A 16,177-nucleotide genomic window follows, 5' to 3' on the forward strand; every position below is an offset into this window, starting at 1 on the left:
GCACCGGCGGCTCCGGTTTCCGGAAGGAGGATCACGAATTCCTCGCCGCCGAACCGGAACGGGAAGTCCATCGAACGGATGGAGGCCCGGATCGTGTCCGCCACCTCCCGGAGAAGCCTGTCTCCCTCCGAGTGGCCGTAGGTGTCGTTGAAGCTCTTGAACTGGTCGAGGTCGATCATGAGGATCGAGCAGGTGGATTTCGTGCGGTCCACCCGGTCCAGCTCCTTCTGGAGGACCGTTAAAAAGTGTCTCCGGTTGTACAGACCGGTCAGGGCGTCCGTGATGGTGAGCTCAATCAGTTCCTGCTCCAGGGCCTTCCTCCCGGAAATGTCATGGAAGAACCCGATCGTGCCGACCTCCTCGCCCTGGTCGTAGATCAAGGTCGCGGACAGCCGGATGGGGATCTCCTTCCCCGCGGCCCCCACGACCCGGGTTTCGAAGTCGATCAATCTGCCGGGGCCTCCGTGCTCCGGGGAATAGAGGGTCTTTTTGACCTGCCGGGCGACTCCGGGGGGATAGATGTCCCCCACGCTGATCTTCCCGATCACATCTTCCCGACGATAGGAAAAGATATGCTCCGCGCCATCGTTGAAGAGGAAGATGTTCCCCTTCCGGTCGTTCCCAATGATGCCGTCCGGGCTCGTCTCCAGCAGCTTCATGAACAGCTCGGTTTTCCGGCCTCTCTCCTCTTCTCCCTTCACGTACTCGGTGATCGGAAGGGACATCTCGATCACGTGGGTGATCTGCCCCTCCGGATTTCTGATGGGGTAGGCCATGATGGAGAAGATCTCCTCGCTCCCGTCCTTGGCGGGATGGACGTGGACCACCCGGGAAAAAACACCGGTCTGCACAGCCGTTTTCACCGGGCAAGGCAAACCGCTCTGGTCGCACGGTTCGCTTTGACCGTGGGTCACCTCGTAGCAGTGCCTTCCTCTGATGTTTTCCAGGGGCAGGCCGTAGGATTTCAGAAATGCCCGGTTCGCGTACCGGATTTTCATATCTGGCACATCCACGACGATGATGTGATCCTCGATCTCGTCGAGGATGCTTTCATGAAAGGCGGGGGTCTTGTCCATACTGTCCGGGCCCCTCCGAAAAAAAATAAAACATGGTGTTGCCCTACCTGTTCCTGTTATCGGAAGAGAACACCTTCATCTTAAGGGGATTCGAAGGGCCCCCTCTTCAGGGGGTTCGAAGGGACCCCTCCGTAGGTTCCTATTTCCCGTGATACCATGGGCGCGTGAAACGGGAATTTCACGTTACCCTCCCCCTCCTGGTTCTGCTGCTGGCCGCCCTCTCCGCGTGCGGCCAGAAACTGCCGGCGGACGAGGGGACCCTGGTCATCGCGCTCCCCGGGGCCCCCGAGACGATCGATCCCCGGCTCGCGACCGACGCCTACGGGACGCAACTATTACAGATGACCCACGCCTCCCTGATCCGGATGGACGCCGCGGGAAATCCGGTCCCCGACCTCGCCGGGAGCTGGGAGGAAAAAAGCCCGACCGAGTTCCTCTTCCGGCTGCGCAAGGAAGTCCGGTTCCACGACGGGAGGGAGCTTTCCTCGGCCGACGTGCGCGCCACCTTCGAATGGATCCTCGACCCGGCGAACCGCTCCCCCCACCGGCACGGGTACACGTCGATCTCCCGGATCGAGACCCCCGACGATCGCACCGTCCTGTTCCGGCTCTCGGAGCCGTTCGCGCCGTTTCTCGCCGGCCTGGTCCGCGGGATCGTGCCGCGCGGCGCTCCCGTGTCGGCCTACGCGCCGCCGGTCGGAGCCGGTCCCTTCCGGATCGACGACTTCCGGCGCGACGAGGCGGTCCACCTTTCCCGGTTCGACGGGTACTTCGGCGACCCTCCCGCGATCGGGAAGGTGGTAGTGAAGTTCGTCCCCGACACGAACGTCCGGTTCCTCGAGCTCCGGAAGGGGAGCGTGAACTTCGTCCTGAACGGCGTGGATCCCGATCTGATCCCGGCGGCCCTCGAACAGAAGAACCTGGCGGCCGAAGAGGCCCCCGGGAGCAACGCATCCTACCTGGGGTTCAACCTCCGGGACCGGATCCTTTCCGATCGGCGGGTGCGGCGCGCCATCGCCCTGGCGATCGACCGGGAGGCGATCGTCCGGGCGATCTGGGGGGGGCACGCGGACGTCGCCGACTCCATCCTCGCGAACGGATTCTGGGCGCATGCCGACGGGATCCCCCCGGTCCGCCACGACCCCGAAGCCGCACGGAGGCTCCTCGACGAGGCGGGGTACCCGGACCCGGACGGCGCGGGGCCAAAGCCCAGGTTCTCCCTCACCTACAAGACCTCCCAGAACGAACTGCGGCGCAGGATCGCCGCCGTCTTCCAGGAGCAGCTGCGGGCGGTCGGGATCGCCGTGGAGATCCATTCCTTCGAGTGGGGGACCTTCTTCTCGGACATCCGGAAGGGGAACTTCCAGCTCTACAGCCTCACCTGGGTCGGGATCCAGGACCCGGACATCTACCACTACGCCTTTCATTCCGGAAGCGTCCCTCCCGCGGGGGCCAACCGGGGGGGGTACCGGAACCCCGAGGTCGACCGTCTGGTGGAGGCGGGCCGCCGCGAATCCTCCCGGGAGAAGCGGAAGGAGATCTACGGAAAGGTCCAGCGGATCCTCGCGAAGGAGCTGCCCGTGTTTCCCCTCTGGATCCACCGGAACATCCTGGTCCGGGACCGCCGGTTCACCGGCTTCGTCGTCACGCCGGACGAGGACTACGGCTCCGTGAAGCAGATGCGGGTGGAGCCTCCGGCACCCGGGAAAGGCGGCACCTGAGGGTGGGCAGGATTCTCGTCGCCAGGCTCTGGCAGGCGGTGCCGGTCGTCCTCGGCGTCGTGACGATCGTCTTCCTCCTGATCCACCTGATCCCCGGCGACCCGGTCGAAATCATGCTGGGGGAGAACGCGGTCGCCGCGCAGAAGGAGGAGCTCCGAAAGGAGCTCAAACTCGACCGCCCCCTGGCGACCCAGTACGTGGAGTTTCTCTCGGGGCTTTTCCGGGGGGACCTGGGAACCTCCTTCCGGAGCCGTGAGCCGGTCCTTCGCGAGATCCTCTCCCGGTTCCCCGCCACCCTGCTCCTCGCGCTCGCCTCGCTGCTCGCGGCCCTCCTGGTCTCGCTTCCCCTCGGGGTCCTCTCCGCCATGCGCCCGCGCTCCGCCGTCGACCACCTTTGCGGCCTGTTCTCCATGCTCGGGCTCTCGATGCCGAACTTCTGGCTCGGTCCGCTGCTGATCCTGCTCTTCTCGATCCAGCTGGGGCTTCTTCCGGTCGGCGGATGGGGAAGTGCCGCCCACCTCGTCCTCCCGGCGGCGACGATGGGGACCGGGATGGCGGCGATCCTCACCCGGATGCTCCGCGCGTCGCTGCTCGAGGAGATCCGCCGGGAATATGTCCAGGCGGCGGCGGCCCGGGGGCTGTCGCGCAGGGCCGCGGTCCTGCGGCACGCCCTCCGGAATGCCCTGATCCCGGTCCTGACGGTCCTGGGCCTTCAGTTCGGGTCGCTGCTGGGCGGCAGCGTCATCACGGAGACGATCTTCTCCTGGCCGGGGATCGGCCGCCTGACCCTGCAGGCGATCGAAGCCCGGGACTACCCCCTCGTCCAGGGATGCATCCTGTTCCTCGCGGTCCTCACGGTCGCGGTGAACCTGCTCACCGACCTTCTCTACCTGCGGCTGGACCCGAGGATCCGGGTTGAGTGAGCGGCCGAGGAGCGGGATCCGTGGTGCGCGGCTGCTTCGTCACCGGGGAGCGGCGGCGGGCCTGGCCGTGGTCTCCGCGGTCCTGCTGCTCGCCCTGTTCGCCCCCTGGATCGCCCCGTACGACCCCGGAACGCAGGCGCTCGACTCCGGCCTCTCCCCTCCCTCGGTTTCGCACTGGCTCGGCCAGGACAAGCTCGGCCGGGACATCTTCAGCCGCCTCGCCTTCGGGTCCCGCGTCTCCCTCGCGGTGGGACTGGGTACGGTGTCGATCTCGCTCCTCCTGGGGCTGCTGGCCGGATCGCTGGCGGGGTTCTTCGGGGGCCGCACCGACCGTCTCCTCATGCGGCTGGCCGACATGCTCCTCGCCTTTCCGGGGATCCTGCTCGCGATCGGAATCACCGCGGTCCTGGGGCCCTCCCTCCGGAACGTCCTGATCGCCCTCTCGGTCCTCGGGTGGGTCGGCTATGCCCGTCTCGTCCGCGCCCAGGTGCTGCAGGTCCGGGAGCTGGAGTTCGTCCAGGCGGCGCAGGCGGTGGGGAGTCCCCCGGCGAGGCTGTTGCTCCGGCACATCCTGCCGAACGCCCTCTCCCCCATCCTGGTGGAGGCGACCTTCGGGATCGCTAGGGCCATCGTGGCGGAGGCGGGCCTCTCCTTCCTGGGCCTTGGGGTCCAGCCGCCCACTCCCTCCTGGGGGGCGATGATCAGCGAGGGGCGGCACTTCCTCTTCGTCGCGCCCCACCTCACCCTCGCGCCGGGGATCGCGATCATGCTCACCGTGATGGCCTTCAACTTCATCGGCGACGGGCTCCGCGACGCGCTGGACGTCCGGGAGGAGATCCGGTAGAGCCCCCGCCCCAACGCAGCGCACACGAACGGCTCCGTTCCCAACCGGGGACCCTGGCTCGCGGGGGGTCCCACGTAAGCATCAGCCGTATTGGCGCGCCCCGTGGCGAGGGGGCAACCGGGCGGAGCCAGCCGAAGGAGGGGGGCCGGCCTCCAGGGGTCCATTCCCTCAGATCCCGGCATTCGAGGGCCGCTGCATCCGCCCCGGCTTCGTTGCCCTTCCTCACCGTACCGCCGTGGGTACGCCTCGGTCGGGCGCCTCGCCGGATGCGGCGCATCGCCCCTCTCGGTGCACGGCCTCTTCCGGAACGGATCCCTGGAAGCCGGGCGGAGATGATGGTGGGGGCGGAGGGCGGGCGGAGCGAAGCCCCCCTCCGAGGCGGCGAAGCCCCTGCGTGCACCCCCGCGACGGGGCGCGACGCGGGCGCCGGAAGAGGGCCGGAAGCAGGAAACCTTGTTTGATCCGCCGCATCCCTTCCTTGACAGGGAATCCCCAGTCGATTGTAATGGTCAGGAAAGACCCCCTTATGCATCGCAACAGGTCCTTGGGGCATTCCGGTGGGGTAGTGCGTCGGCTCGTTCAATTCCTGAACAGGAAGGAGGAACGCGATGGGAAAGGAGAAACGGGGTTCCATTTCCAGGCGGGACTTTTTGAAGGCGGCCGGCGTCGGCACGCTCGCCGCGGGGGTAGCACCGTCGCTCATCCTGCCCGGAAGAGGGTATGCGGCGGGCAAGGAGCTCAAGATCCTGGTCTGGTCCCACTTCGTCCCCCGGTTCGACAAGGAGTTCTTCGACAACTTCGCCAAGAACTGGGGCCAGGCGAACGGCGTGAACGTCACGGTGGACCACATCGGGCTGGCGGAGATCCCCGCCCGGACCGCGGCGGAGATCTCCGCGGGGCAGGGGCATGACCTGATCGAGTGGATCTTCCCGCCCTCCCAGTTCACGCCGAGCGTCGTCGACATGACCGACGTGGTCAAGGAGGCGGAAAAGAAGTTCGGCAAGCAGCTGTCCGTCGCCAAGCGGAGTTCCTACAACCCGCGCACGAAGAAGTTCTTCGGCTTCTGCCACGGGTGGACCATCGACCCCGGGGACTACCGGAAGAGCCTGTGGGAGAAGGCGGGCAAGCCGAACGGGCCGGAGACGTGGGAGGACCTGGTCACCTACGGCGGGAAGATCAAGAAGGAGCAGGGGATCCAGCTGGGCATCGGGTTGTCCCAGGAGCTCGACTCCGACATGGCGGCGCGGGCGCTCATCTGGTCGTTCGACAGCAGCGTGCAGGACGTGGGGGAAAACGTCGTCTTGAACAACAAGAACACCATCGAGGCGGTCAAATACATGAAGCGGCTGTACGACGAGGCGATGACGCCCGAGGTCTTCGCCTGGTCCGCCGTCTCCAACAACCAGGCGCTCATCGCCGGCCGGGCCTCGTACATCCTCAACTCGATCTCGGCCTACCGGTCCGCGCAGAAGCAGGTTCCGGAGATCGCCAAGGACGTCTACTTCACGCCGGCGCTCAAGGGCCCCCGCGGGACCGCCTGGGCCAGCGAGCACGTCGTCTACAATTACATCATTCCGAAATACTCGAAGAACGAGGACACGGCGAAGAGGTTCCTCCTCGCGATTATTGAGAACTACGACCAGGCGATGTACGGCAGCGAGCTCTACACCTCTCCCGCCTTCTTCGACGCCCCGATTCCCGCGGGGGACCGCGGCTATCCGAAGGTGAACGGCGCAAAGACGATGCGGGATCTCCACAACGCCTGGTTCGACGAGGATCCGTTCGCCCTCCCGGGAGAGGAAAAGGGAAAACTGAAACCGCTCAAGGATGCGGAGAAGTGGAGCACCAACGTGGGACACCCCGGACCGACGAACCCGGCGATCGGGGAGGTGTTCGCCACCTTCGTCCTCTCGAACATGATGGCGAACGGCGCCAGGGGGATGAAGCCGGAGCTGGCGGTGGAACAGGCCGAGCTCCTCGCGAAGTCGATCTTCGCCAAGTGGCGCAAGCAAGGCCTCGTGGGAGGGAAATCGTAGTCGTCTGCAAGGACCCGCATGCGCGCGGGGGATAGGCCCCCCCGCGCGCCGCGGGTTGAAATCCTGCGGAAAATCCCGCATAGTACATCCCCGAACGACCCGGAAGAGGGAGGAAGACGAGGAGAATGGCGCAGGTCGAAGTCCGGGGAATCACGAAACGGTTCGGGGACGTGGTGGCGGTCGACCATGTCGATATTGCGACCGACGAGGGAGAGTTCCTGGTGCTGCTGGGTCCCTCCGGCTGCGGGAAAACGACCCTCTTGCGAATGATCGCGGGGATCGAGACCCCCACCTCCGGCGAGATCCGGATCGGTGACGAGGTGGTGAACCACCTCCCCCCGCGCGCCCGGAAGATCGCCATGGTCTTCCAGAGCTACGCCCTCTATCCCCACATGACGGTGTTCAAGAACATCGCCTTCCCCCTCAAGTCCCAGGGATATCCCAAGGAGGAAATCCCGGCGAAGGTACAGTGGGCCGCCTCGACGTTCGGGATCGAGAAGCTGCTCCACCGCAAGCCTCGGGAGCTCTCCGGGGGGGAACGGCAGCGGGTTGCGCTCGCCCGGGCGGTGGTCCGGGAGCCGAGCGTGTTCCTGCTCGACGAGCCGCTCTCCAACCTCGACGCGAAGCTTCGGACGCTGGCCCGGTTCGAACTGCAGCAGTTCCAGCGGCGGATCGGCACCACCACCATCTACGTGACCCATGACCAGGTGGAGGCGATGGGGCTCGGAGACCGGATCGTGGTGATGAGCAAGGGGAAGGTGCGGCAGATCGGCTCGCCGCAGGAGGTCTACAACGAGCCGGCCGACACCTTCGTGGCCGGGTTCCTCGGGTCCCCACCGATGAATCTTTTCCGGCGTGACGACTTCATCGCCGGGTTCCGTCCCGAGAAGTTCCTCCCGGTCTCCGCCTACGACACCCGGGAGCCGCTGGTGAAGCTCTGGGTCCGGGTGGACCGGGTCGAGCACCTGGGGTCGGACCGACTCGTGTACGGGGCGATGCGCGACACCTTCCCCGACGAGAAGGTGATCGTCAACATCCCCTCCACGCTGGATCTGCACCTCGCCGCGGGGGAACACTACGAGTTCGCCATCAAGGAGACCGACATCAGGTTTTTCGACGGAAACACGGGATTGCGGGCCGAACCCAGGCGGTTCTGGGACACACCGTGACGCCCGCGGTTCGGGAATCCACCCCGGGGAACGTCCGCGCCGCCCATTCCCACCGGCTCGCGGACAGCGAGAAATGGCTCGGCCTGGTGATGATCGCTCCGGCGATCGTCTACATCGTGGCGCTGATCGGGATCCCCCTGGTCATGGCCATCCTCTACAGCATGAGCGACGTCTCGACCGGCGACCCGAGCCTGGATTACGCAGGGCTGCGGAACTTCCGGGCGGCTTTCGCGGACCCGGTGTTCCGGAGATCCGTCTGGAACACCATCGTGTTCACCTTCGCCTCCCAGTTCCTGGTCCTCGTCCTCTCGAAAATCCTCGCACTGGCCCTGATGAAGGATTTCAAGGGGAAATGGCTGGCGAGGTTCCTGATCATGCTCCCGTGGACGGCACCGATCGCGCTGGGAACCATCGGGTGGCTCTGGATGCTCGACTCGGTCTTTTCCCCGATCGACTGGGTGTTCCGGCATTGGGGGCTGCTGGGCTCCCCGGGTGCGCTGTTCGGGTCGAACCCGAACCTCTACTGGCTGGGGGTTCCGTCGCTGGCGATGACCTCCGTGATCTTCGTCCACGTCTGGAGGATGCTGCCCCTGGCGACGGTGATCGTGCTGGGGGGCTTAAGCTCCATCCCGAAGGAGCTCCTCGAGGCGGCGGATATCGACGGGGCCGGTTTCTGGCGGAGAACCTTCCAGATCGTCATCCCGCTGGTCCTCCCGATCATGACGATCGCGGTGCTGTTCGGGATCGTGTTCACGTTCACCGACATGGCCGTCGTCTACGTATTGACGCGCGGCGGCCCGGTGCAGTCCACGCAGGTCATCGCGACCTGGACCTTCTTCAAGGGGATCGAGGGGGGGGACCTGGCCCAGGGTGCGGCGGTCTCCCTCTTTCTCGTCCCCGTCCTGGCCGGAGTGGCGATTCTCATGCTGAAGCTGGCCCGGCGCACGGAGGTGACGTGATGCGACCGCTCCGGAAACTGGCGGCACGGGGAGGACTCTACACGGTGGTCGGCGCCTTCTCCTTCTTCGGGGCCTTCCCGTTCTACTGGATGCTCATCGCCACCTTCAAGACCGACCACGACCTGTTCAGCCCGACGAACAATCCCTTCCTGTTCAACGAGCCGCCGACGCTGGACCACCTCCGGCTGCTGTTCTTCGAGACCCACTACCTGCAGTACCTCCTGAACACCTTCTGGGTCGGGCTCGCCGTGGTCGCGATCACGCTGGCGACCGCCGTCCCGGCCGCCTACAGCCTGACCCGGTGGGCCCGGGGGTGGGGGGAGACGATGGGGATCGGGATCTTCCTCACCTACCTGGTCCCGGGGACGATCCTGTTCATCCCCCTCTCCCGGTTCATCGCCTTCCTGGGGCTCCACGAGTCGCTCTGGTCGCTGATCCTGATCTACCCGACCTTCACGATCCCCTTCTGCACCTGGCTGCTGATGGGGTTCTTCAAGTCGATCCCGAAGGACATCGAGGAGCAGGCGATGATCGACGGGGAGAGCCGGCTCGGGGCGATGGTCAAGGTCGTCCTGCCGATCTCGGTGTCGGGGATCCTCACCGTCGTCGTGTTCGCCTTCACCCTCGCCATGCACGAGTTCATCTACGCGCTGACCTTCATCTCCGTATCGGCCAAGAAGACCGTCTCCATCGGCGTGCCGACGGAGCTCGTCCGAGGAGACGTGTTCCAGTGGGGCCCGCTCATGGCCGGGGCGCTGATCGCGAGCATCCCCGTGGCGATCCTCTACACCTTTTTCCTCGACCGGTTCATCGCCGGCTTCACCATGGGCTCCGTGAAGTAGCGGGCGGGACCGCAGGACGCATGGCCCCGGTCACGACCGCCGCCCGGACCGCCCCCCTCATGGTCGGCTTCGAGGGGAAGCAGGTTCCCCCGTGGCTTTCCCGCTGGCTGCGGGAGGGGACCGCCACGGGAGTGGTCCTCTTCTCGCGGAACGTGGAGGGGCCCCGGCAAGTCCGGGAGCTCTGCCGCGAGATCCGGGCCGCCGCCGGCAGGGGCCGCCCCTCGCCGCTGATCGCCGTCGACCAGGAGGGAGGCCGGGTCCGCCGCCTGACCGCCCCGGGCTTCACCCGCTTCCCGCCCGCCCGCTGCTACTCCACCCTCTGCTGCCACGCCGGGCGCGCGGCGGAGGCGGCCGCCGGGGCGATGGCATCGGAGCTGCGCGCCGTGGGGGTGGACATCAACTTCGCGCCGGTGCTCGACGTGGACAGCAACCCGGACAACCCGGTGATCGGGGACCGGGCGCTCTCGGCGGACCCGGAGCAGGCGGCCCTCCTCGGGACCGCCTGCTTCCGAGCCACCCTCTCCCGGGGGGTGATCCCGGTCGGGAAGCATTTCCCGGGACACGGGGCCACCGACACCGATTCCCACGAGGAGCTTCCGGTCGTTCGGAGCAGCCGGAAGACGCTGCTCTCCCGGGACCTCCTCCCGTTCGAGCGGGCCGTCCGCGCGGGGATTCCCGCCCTCATGACGGCCCACGTCCTCTACCCCGCCCTCGACCGAGAGTTTCCGGCCACCTTTTCCCGGAAGATCCTGACGGGGCTGCTCCGGGAGCGGCTCCGGTTCCGCGGCGTCCTCTTCTCGGACGCGCTCGAGATGGGGGCCGTCGCGGCCCGCTACGGGATCGGGGAGGCCGCCGTGCGGGCGGTTGCGGCGGGGTGCGACGTCCCCCTGGTCTGCCGGGGAGAGGACGCACGGCAGGCCGCCGCCGAGGCGCTGGCCCGTGCGGCCCGGGACGACCGGACCTTCCGGAAGGCCGCGGCGGCCGCTATCCGCCGGATGGGGCGGCTTCGGGAGATTCTTGCGAGGGCGCGGGAGCCGGGACGGCCCCGGGCGTCCCTTCGCCTGGTGGGGTCCCGGAAGCACCGGGAGCTGGCGTCCCTTCTTTCGGAGCGGTGGGAAAATACCGAGCGAACATCTCCGGGCGGTAGATCCGGTAGTATTGGAGAAGATTGAAGAAGACCTTCCGCAGGTAGCCCCGGGTCTCCCGGTAGGTCACCCGCTCGAGGAAGAGGGCCGGGTCTCCCTCCGCCCCCTCCCACCATCTCGCCACGGCGGCCTCCCCGGCGTTGTAGGCGGCCACGGCCCGGAGGTAGTCTCCCCCGTACTCCTTCAGAAGGATGGAAAGGGTTGCCGCCCCCAGGGCGACGTTGCGTTCCGGACGGAGCAGGTCGCTCCTCCGGAGCTTTCTCCGGATCCCGGCCGCGGGGGCGACCCTGCGGGCGGTCCGGGGCATGAGCTGCATCAGCCCCACCGCCCCCGCCGGAGAAAGGGCGTTGTACTGGAACAGCGACTCCTGGCGGATGATGGCGTGCAGAACGAGGGGGTCCACTCCCGCCTTTTTCCCGTCGCAGTCGCCCACAAATTGCGGGGCCAGAGGGTACTGGAGGCGGTCGGCCAGGCCGACGGATCCCCGGTCTGCCGCGAGCCCGAGGGTCTCCCGGATCGCCCCCCGGAGGTCCCCCGCAAGGTAGCGGAACAGGGCGGGCGTATACCCGCCAGCCAGCCCGAGCACCCGCCGGACTTCGCCGCGATCGACGCGCTCCGCCTCCAGGACGGCATACTCCACCATTCCCAGGCGGGTGAGCCGCGCAGCCCGCCGGACCTTGGGGCCGTCCGCATTCGACCAGCCGGCGCCCCGGATCTTCTCCCACAGCTCCTCCTTCTCCTGCTCGCACCGCCGCGTCTCCCCGCTGGAGGGGGCGGACAGCATCGCGAAGGAATCCCTGCCGAGGCGCTTCGCGGCGAAGAGGGCGAACGGCCCTGCGCCCGGATCGGAGGCGATGGACTCGAACAGCGCCTTCCCCCCCTCCATCTCCCCCATCCCGTGAAGGGTCCTTCCCCTCCAGTAGGCGTGACGGGCCCGCTCGACGGACGACCCGCCGCTCTTCTCCCCCGCCATGAAGGCTACCGCCGCCTCGGGGTAGTTCTTCTGCAGGTAGAGCCCGAACGCGTGGCGAAAGATCGCCTCCTGCCGGATCTGCTCGTCCTTCGCACCGGCCAGCTTCCCGAACTCCTCCGTGGCGCCCGGGAGATCGCCCAGTTCCAGGGAGATCCAGGCCGCCTGGTTCCTGGAGCGTTCCGCGACGGCGGCGGAAGCGCCGCTCTCCGGGATCTGGAGGAACTTCCGCCGGGCATCCTCCGAGCGGCCCGCCTTCCAGTCCACCCGGGCGCTCAGGAACTCGACCTCCGCCCGGAAGGCGGGCGGGGCCCCATCGACCGCGGCGGCCAGGAGGGTTTTCGCCTTCGTCGTGTCGCCCTGCTTTCTCAGGAACTCCGCATAGTCGAGGAGGATGGCGTGGTACTCCTCCGGGGGCAGATCGGCGGCCAGCGCCTCCTGGTAGACCGACCGCGCCTTCGCCGTCTCCCCGGCCCGGAACAGGGCGTTCGCGAACTTTCCGATGTACCCGCCGCCAAGAGCCCGGAAGGGAAGGATCCCGTCCGTGCGCCATTTCCAGAGCCGCTCCATGGAGAGAGCAGCCCCCTCCTGCACGGTGTGCACCACGAAGTTTTCCAGATGGGCCCTGGCGGCCTCCGGAGTCGGACGGAACCTGCCGGAGGAAGAAGGGGCCGGGCTCTCAGGCTCTTCCGGGAGGGGAAGGGCCTCTAGTTCGATCCCGTTTCCATTTTCCTTGACGGGGGGAGGCGGTGTGGCGGTCCCCTCCCCGGCCGGGATCTCCTGTTCCAGAAGACGCGCGGCGATGTACCCTTCCTCCGACTTCCGCCCGTTTCCCGAAACCTTCCCCCGGGAAGCGGAGAAGTGCTTCCGGGCCACTGCGAGATCGTCCGCCTTCGCGGCCGCGTAGGCCAGCTCGTGGGAGAGATACGGTGACAGCGGCGACTCCGGGAAGGACCCGGCCAGCGTCCCGAGGACCGACGCCGCCTCCTCCTGCTTCCCCTGGCGGGCGAGGGAGAAGCCGGTGAAGTAGAGAAGGTAATCGCCGAGGTCGTAGCCGTCGGGGGAGATCCGGGAAAAGACCCGCCGCGCCTCGTCGTACTCCTCGTTTGTGAGGAGGGAGTACCCTTCCCGCAGCGTCTCGTCCGTGTCCGGGGCGTCAGAGGCGGACGCGGGCGGAGCCTGGACCAGGAACGACAGGAACAGAAGAACTGCGGCGCCTGTCCGCAGTCGGATGCGAGGCAACAAAAACACTCCGGCAGAGAAAATGGATCGAACCCTGTATGGTATTATCCTGGATGTTCTCCGGAGAACTCAAGGGAAAGCGGAGGCCGATGGAGATTTCCCTCTCCACACACCTGTTCGTCTTCCATGACATCGACGAGGAGATCGCGTCGCTTCTGCCGCGGTTCGGCTTTTTCTCCGCGGAGATCTGGGCGATGCCGCCCCATTTCCCGTACGCCGATCCCGAGGCGGCGGAAAGGATCGCCGGGCTGCTCGCCCGCCACGGAGTCCGGGTGGCGAGCCTGCACGCCCCCCTCTACCCCGACGTCCGCTCCTACAAGAAGGACCGGTGGTACTCCCTCTCCTCACAGGACGAGGCGCACCGCAGGGAGTCGGTCGCCGCGACCGAAGCGGCCGGAGGATGGCTGGCCGGACACGGCGGCGGGACGCTCGTGATCCACACCCATTTCCCCGCGGAACAGTGGGTTCCGGAGCGATGGAACTCCTTCCTCCGCTCGATGGACGAACTGCTGGAGGCGGTCCCGGGGAATGTCCTGCTGGCCGTGGAGAACACCCCGCTTCCCTCCGGCGGCGTGCAGTCGATCCTCGACATCGTGGGGCGGTACCCGGGACACCGGGTGGGGGTCTGCCTGGACCTGGGGCATGCGAACATCGAGGGGGAGGTCCTTTCCGCCATCCGGACGGCCTCCCCGAGGCTCGTCCACATCCACGCCTCCGACAACCTCTCGGGACGGGACGACCACCTGGTCCCGGGGCGCGGCTCGATCCCCTGGAAACCGGTGTTCGCCGTGCTCTCCGAGATCGGCTTCGGGGGGGCGTTCACCGTGGAACTTCGGGACTACACAAGGGGAGAGGACCCGCTCTACAATAGCTTCGACGAGATCCTCACGGAATGCCGCAGCACGCTGGACCGGTATCTCGCATAAGGAGGGTGACCCGGCCGTTGGACGAGCGGTCCGTATCGGCAGCCCTGTCCGCCCTCTTCCGGATCCCGGTCCGCGTGACCGGGATCTCGGAACTGGCGGGGGACGCCTCCACGCGCCGCTACTTCCGTGTTGCGATCGGGCCCGGATCCCCGGTTCCCACCCTGGTCGTGATGCACTACCCGGAGGAGATCGCCCCGGGGGAGGAGCTTCCCTTCGTCAACGTCCACCGGTATCTGGAAAAGGCGGGGGTTCCCGTCCCGAGGATCCATCTGCATTCCCCGGAAAAACGGCTCCTGTACCTGGAGGACGCGGGCGACACGCTGCTGGAAGGGGTCGTCCGCGACACCGGGTCGCCGGACCGGTTTCTTCCCCTGTATGAGCGCTCCCTGGAGATCCTCGTGCGGATCCAGCGGGACGGAACCCGGGCGCTGGACGGCAAGGCGATTCCCTCCCGTCTGGCGTTCGACGTGAGGAAGTTCGCCGAGGAGATCGACTTCTTCTTCGAGCACGCCGTGCGGGAGTACGGGGGGATCCCGCTTTCCCCGTCCCGGGAGACGGCGATCGAGGACCTGTTCCTCCCCTTCCTCGAAACCCTCTCCTCGCTGCCCCGCGTGCTGGCCCACCGGGATTACCACAGCCGGAACATCATGGTCCTCCCCGCGGGAACGGACGGAGGAAGGGAATCGCTCCGGATCCTGGACTTCCAGGACGCGCGGATGGGGACCCTCTTCTACGACCTTTCCTCCCTGCTGCGGGATGCCTACGTGACGCTTCCGGAGAAGACGGTCGACCACCTCTGCTACGTCTACCGTCACGCCGCCCCCGGGGAGCTGAAGCGGGCGGGAGGGGACCGGGGAACCTTCTTTTTCCACCTCGACCTCGCGGCGCTCCAGCGCAACGTCAAGGCGATCGGCACCTTCGGGAACCAGGCCGTGAACCGGGGGAAGACCCTGTACCTGAAGTTCATTCCACCCACCGTGGCGTACATCGCCGACAACGTCGCCCGGAACCCCCGCATGCGCCCGCTCGGGGCGAAACTCCTCCCGATCCTGACGGACCTGGCCGCGAAGGCGTCGGCGGAGGCGCCGCCGTGAGGGGGATGGTCCTCGCCGCCGGCCTGGGGACCCGCCTGCGCCCCCTTTCGTTCGAGCTTCCCAAGCCGATCGTCCCCGTGCTGGGCCGTCCCCTGTGCAGTTACACCATGGAATTTCTCCTGCGGTCGGGAGTGCGGGAGTTCCTCCTGAACCTCCACACGAAGCCGAAGCTGATCCAGCAGCATGTGACCGGATGGGCGGGGAAGCGGACCCCCGTCCGGTACACCTTCGAGCCGGTGATCCTGGGCACCGGCGGAGGTGTCCGGAACGCGATGGAGTTCCTGAAGGGGGGCACCTTCGTCGCGGCGAACGGCGACACCGTGCTCCGGTTCCCCTTCGCTTCCGCCCTCGCCTTCCACCGGAAGAAACGGGCGCTGGCCACCCTCGTCCTCTTCCCGGATCCCTCGAAACGGTACACGCCGGTCTGGACGGACGGCGAGGGCCGGATCACCGGATTCGGGAGCGATGCGGGCGAAGGGATCCGCTCCGGCTTCTACACGGGATGCCAGATCGTCGAACCGGAGCTGCTCTCCCGCATCCCTGCGGGAAAACCCTCCTGCATCATCCGGGAGACCTATTCGCTCCTCGTCCGGGAGGGCGCCCCCGTCTACGGGTTCCACTCGGATGGAACCTTCCTCGAGTTCGGGTCCCCCGCCGATTACCTGCACGGGACGCTCGCGCTCCTGCGCGAACGACCCCCGGAAGGCTCCCCGGGCCGGCCGGAAGGAGCGGGTCCGGACATCCGCCCGCCGGTCTTCCTCTCGCCCGGGGCCCGGGTCGCCCCCGGCGCCCGGATCGGCCCGGACGCCGTGATCGAGGAGGGGGCCGTCGTCGGCGAGGGGGCCTCCGTCTCCCGGGCGATCCTCTGGCCCCGCGCCGTCCTTCCCCCGGGGGAGAGCCTCCGGGACGCGATCCTCACGCCGACCCGCCGGGTCCCCGTCCCCGCCGACCCCCCCTCCCCCCGGTAGCCCCCCAGCGAGCCAGGGTCCCTGTCGGGACGGCGAAGCAAGCCCCTCCCTCCGAGGCGGCGTAGCCTTCCCCCGGCGCCCTCGGGGCGGGGCGCACACTGGGCGGAGCCGGCCGAAGGACGGGGGGATGAGCGGAGATTAAGGAATGACCGGGGGCGGAGGGCGGGCGGAGCGAAGCCCCCCTCCGAGGCGGCGGAGCCTTCCCCCGGCGCCCTCATGAAGGGGTCGCCGGGAGGCGGGCGAGACGCCCAAATACGGTTAA

12 protein-coding genes and 1 pseudogene are annotated in these 16,177 nt (G+C 67.5%); 10 read left to right on the top strand and 3 right to left on the bottom strand.

Annotated features, from left to right (window positions below; translation table 11 throughout):
* Positions 1-1,076 (bottom strand): annotated as a pseudogene (locus tag A2X88_02215) (hypothetical protein).
* Positions 1,077-1,240: 164 nt separating this feature from the next.
* Between A2X88_02215 and A2X88_02220 the strand changes: the two are divergent.
* The 7 genes from A2X88_02220 (at position 1,241) to A2X88_02250 (ending at position 9,570) form a co-directional block, all read left to right on the top strand.
* Positions 1,241-2,797, top strand: a complete 1,557-nt coding sequence (locus tag A2X88_02220; protein ID OGP33378.1) for a hypothetical protein — start codon at positions 1,241-1,243, stop codon at positions 2,795-2,797.
* Positions 2,798-2,799: 2 nt separating this feature from the next.
* Entirely contained in the window at positions 2,800-3,720 is a 921-nt protein-coding gene (locus A2X88_02225) for a glutathione ABC transporter permease GsiC (protein ID OGP33379.1), read from the top strand.
* 31 nt (positions 3,721-3,751) lie between these two features.
* The gene (locus A2X88_02230; GenBank protein OGP33414.1) at positions 3,752-4,564 is read left to right on the top strand and encodes a peptide ABC transporter permease; all 813 of its coding nucleotides are present in this window, start codon (positions 3,752-3,754) and stop codon (positions 4,562-4,564) included.
* A gap of 608 nt (positions 4,565-5,172) precedes the next feature.
* The gene (locus tag A2X88_02235; GenBank protein ID OGP33380.1) at positions 5,173-6,600 is read left to right on the top strand and encodes a hypothetical protein; all 1,428 of its coding nucleotides are present in this window, start codon (positions 5,173-5,175) and stop codon (positions 6,598-6,600) included.
* A 125-nt stretch (positions 6,601-6,725) separates the two neighbouring features.
* Positions 6,726-7,769, top strand: a complete 1,044-nt coding sequence (locus tag A2X88_02240; GenBank protein OGP33381.1) for an ABC transporter — start codon at positions 6,726-6,728, stop codon at positions 7,767-7,769.
* Entirely contained in the window at positions 7,766-8,728 is a 963-nt protein-coding gene (locus A2X88_02245) for an ABC transporter permease (GenBank protein OGP33382.1), read from the top strand. Before A2X88_02240 ends, A2X88_02245 begins: the two co-directional genes overlap by 4 nt.
* Positions 8,725-9,570, top strand: coding sequence for a sugar ABC transporter permease (locus A2X88_02250; GenBank protein ID OGP33383.1), 846 nt, complete (start codon positions 8,725-8,727; stop codon positions 9,568-9,570). The genes A2X88_02245 and A2X88_02250 overlap by 4 nt, the downstream gene beginning before the upstream one ends.
* Positions 9,571-9,877: 307 nt before the next feature.
* Here the strand turns inward: A2X88_02250 and A2X88_02255 are convergent, their stop codons facing one another.
* The gene (locus A2X88_02255; protein ID OGP33384.1) at positions 9,878-10,255 is read right to left on the bottom strand and encodes a hypothetical protein; all 378 of its coding nucleotides are present in this window, start codon (positions 10,253-10,255) and stop codon (positions 9,878-9,880) included.
* Between the two features lie 299 nt (positions 10,256-10,554).
* On the bottom strand, positions 10,555-12,927 hold the full coding sequence (locus A2X88_02260; protein OGP33385.1) for a hypothetical protein: 2,373 nt from the start codon (positions 12,925-12,927) through the stop codon (positions 10,555-10,557).
* Positions 12,928-12,980: 53 nt separating this feature from the next.
* Between A2X88_02260 and A2X88_02265 the strand changes: the two genes are divergently transcribed.
* The 3 genes from A2X88_02265 to A2X88_02275 are packed head-to-tail and all read left to right on the top strand — an operon-like array spanning position 12,981 to position 15,915.
* Positions 12,981-13,853, top strand: coding sequence for a hypothetical protein (locus A2X88_02265; protein OGP33386.1), 873 nt, complete (start codon positions 12,981-12,983; stop codon positions 13,851-13,853).
* Between the two features lie 17 nt (positions 13,854-13,870).
* Complete coding sequence (locus tag A2X88_02270; protein ID OGP33387.1) at positions 13,871-14,947, top strand: hypothetical protein; 1,077 nt, start codon at positions 13,871-13,873, stop codon at positions 14,945-14,947.
* Complete coding sequence (locus A2X88_02275) at positions 14,944-15,915, top strand: hypothetical protein (GenBank protein OGP33388.1); 972 nt, start codon at positions 14,944-14,946, stop codon at positions 15,913-15,915. Before A2X88_02270 ends, A2X88_02275 begins: the two co-directional genes overlap by 4 nt.
* Positions 15,916-16,177 lie beyond the last annotated feature (262 nt).

The organism is Deltaproteobacteria bacterium GWC2_65_14 (assembly GCA_001797615.1).
GTDB lineage: Bacteria > Desulfobacterota > Deferrimicrobia > Deferrimicrobiales > Deferrimicrobiaceae > GWC2-65-14.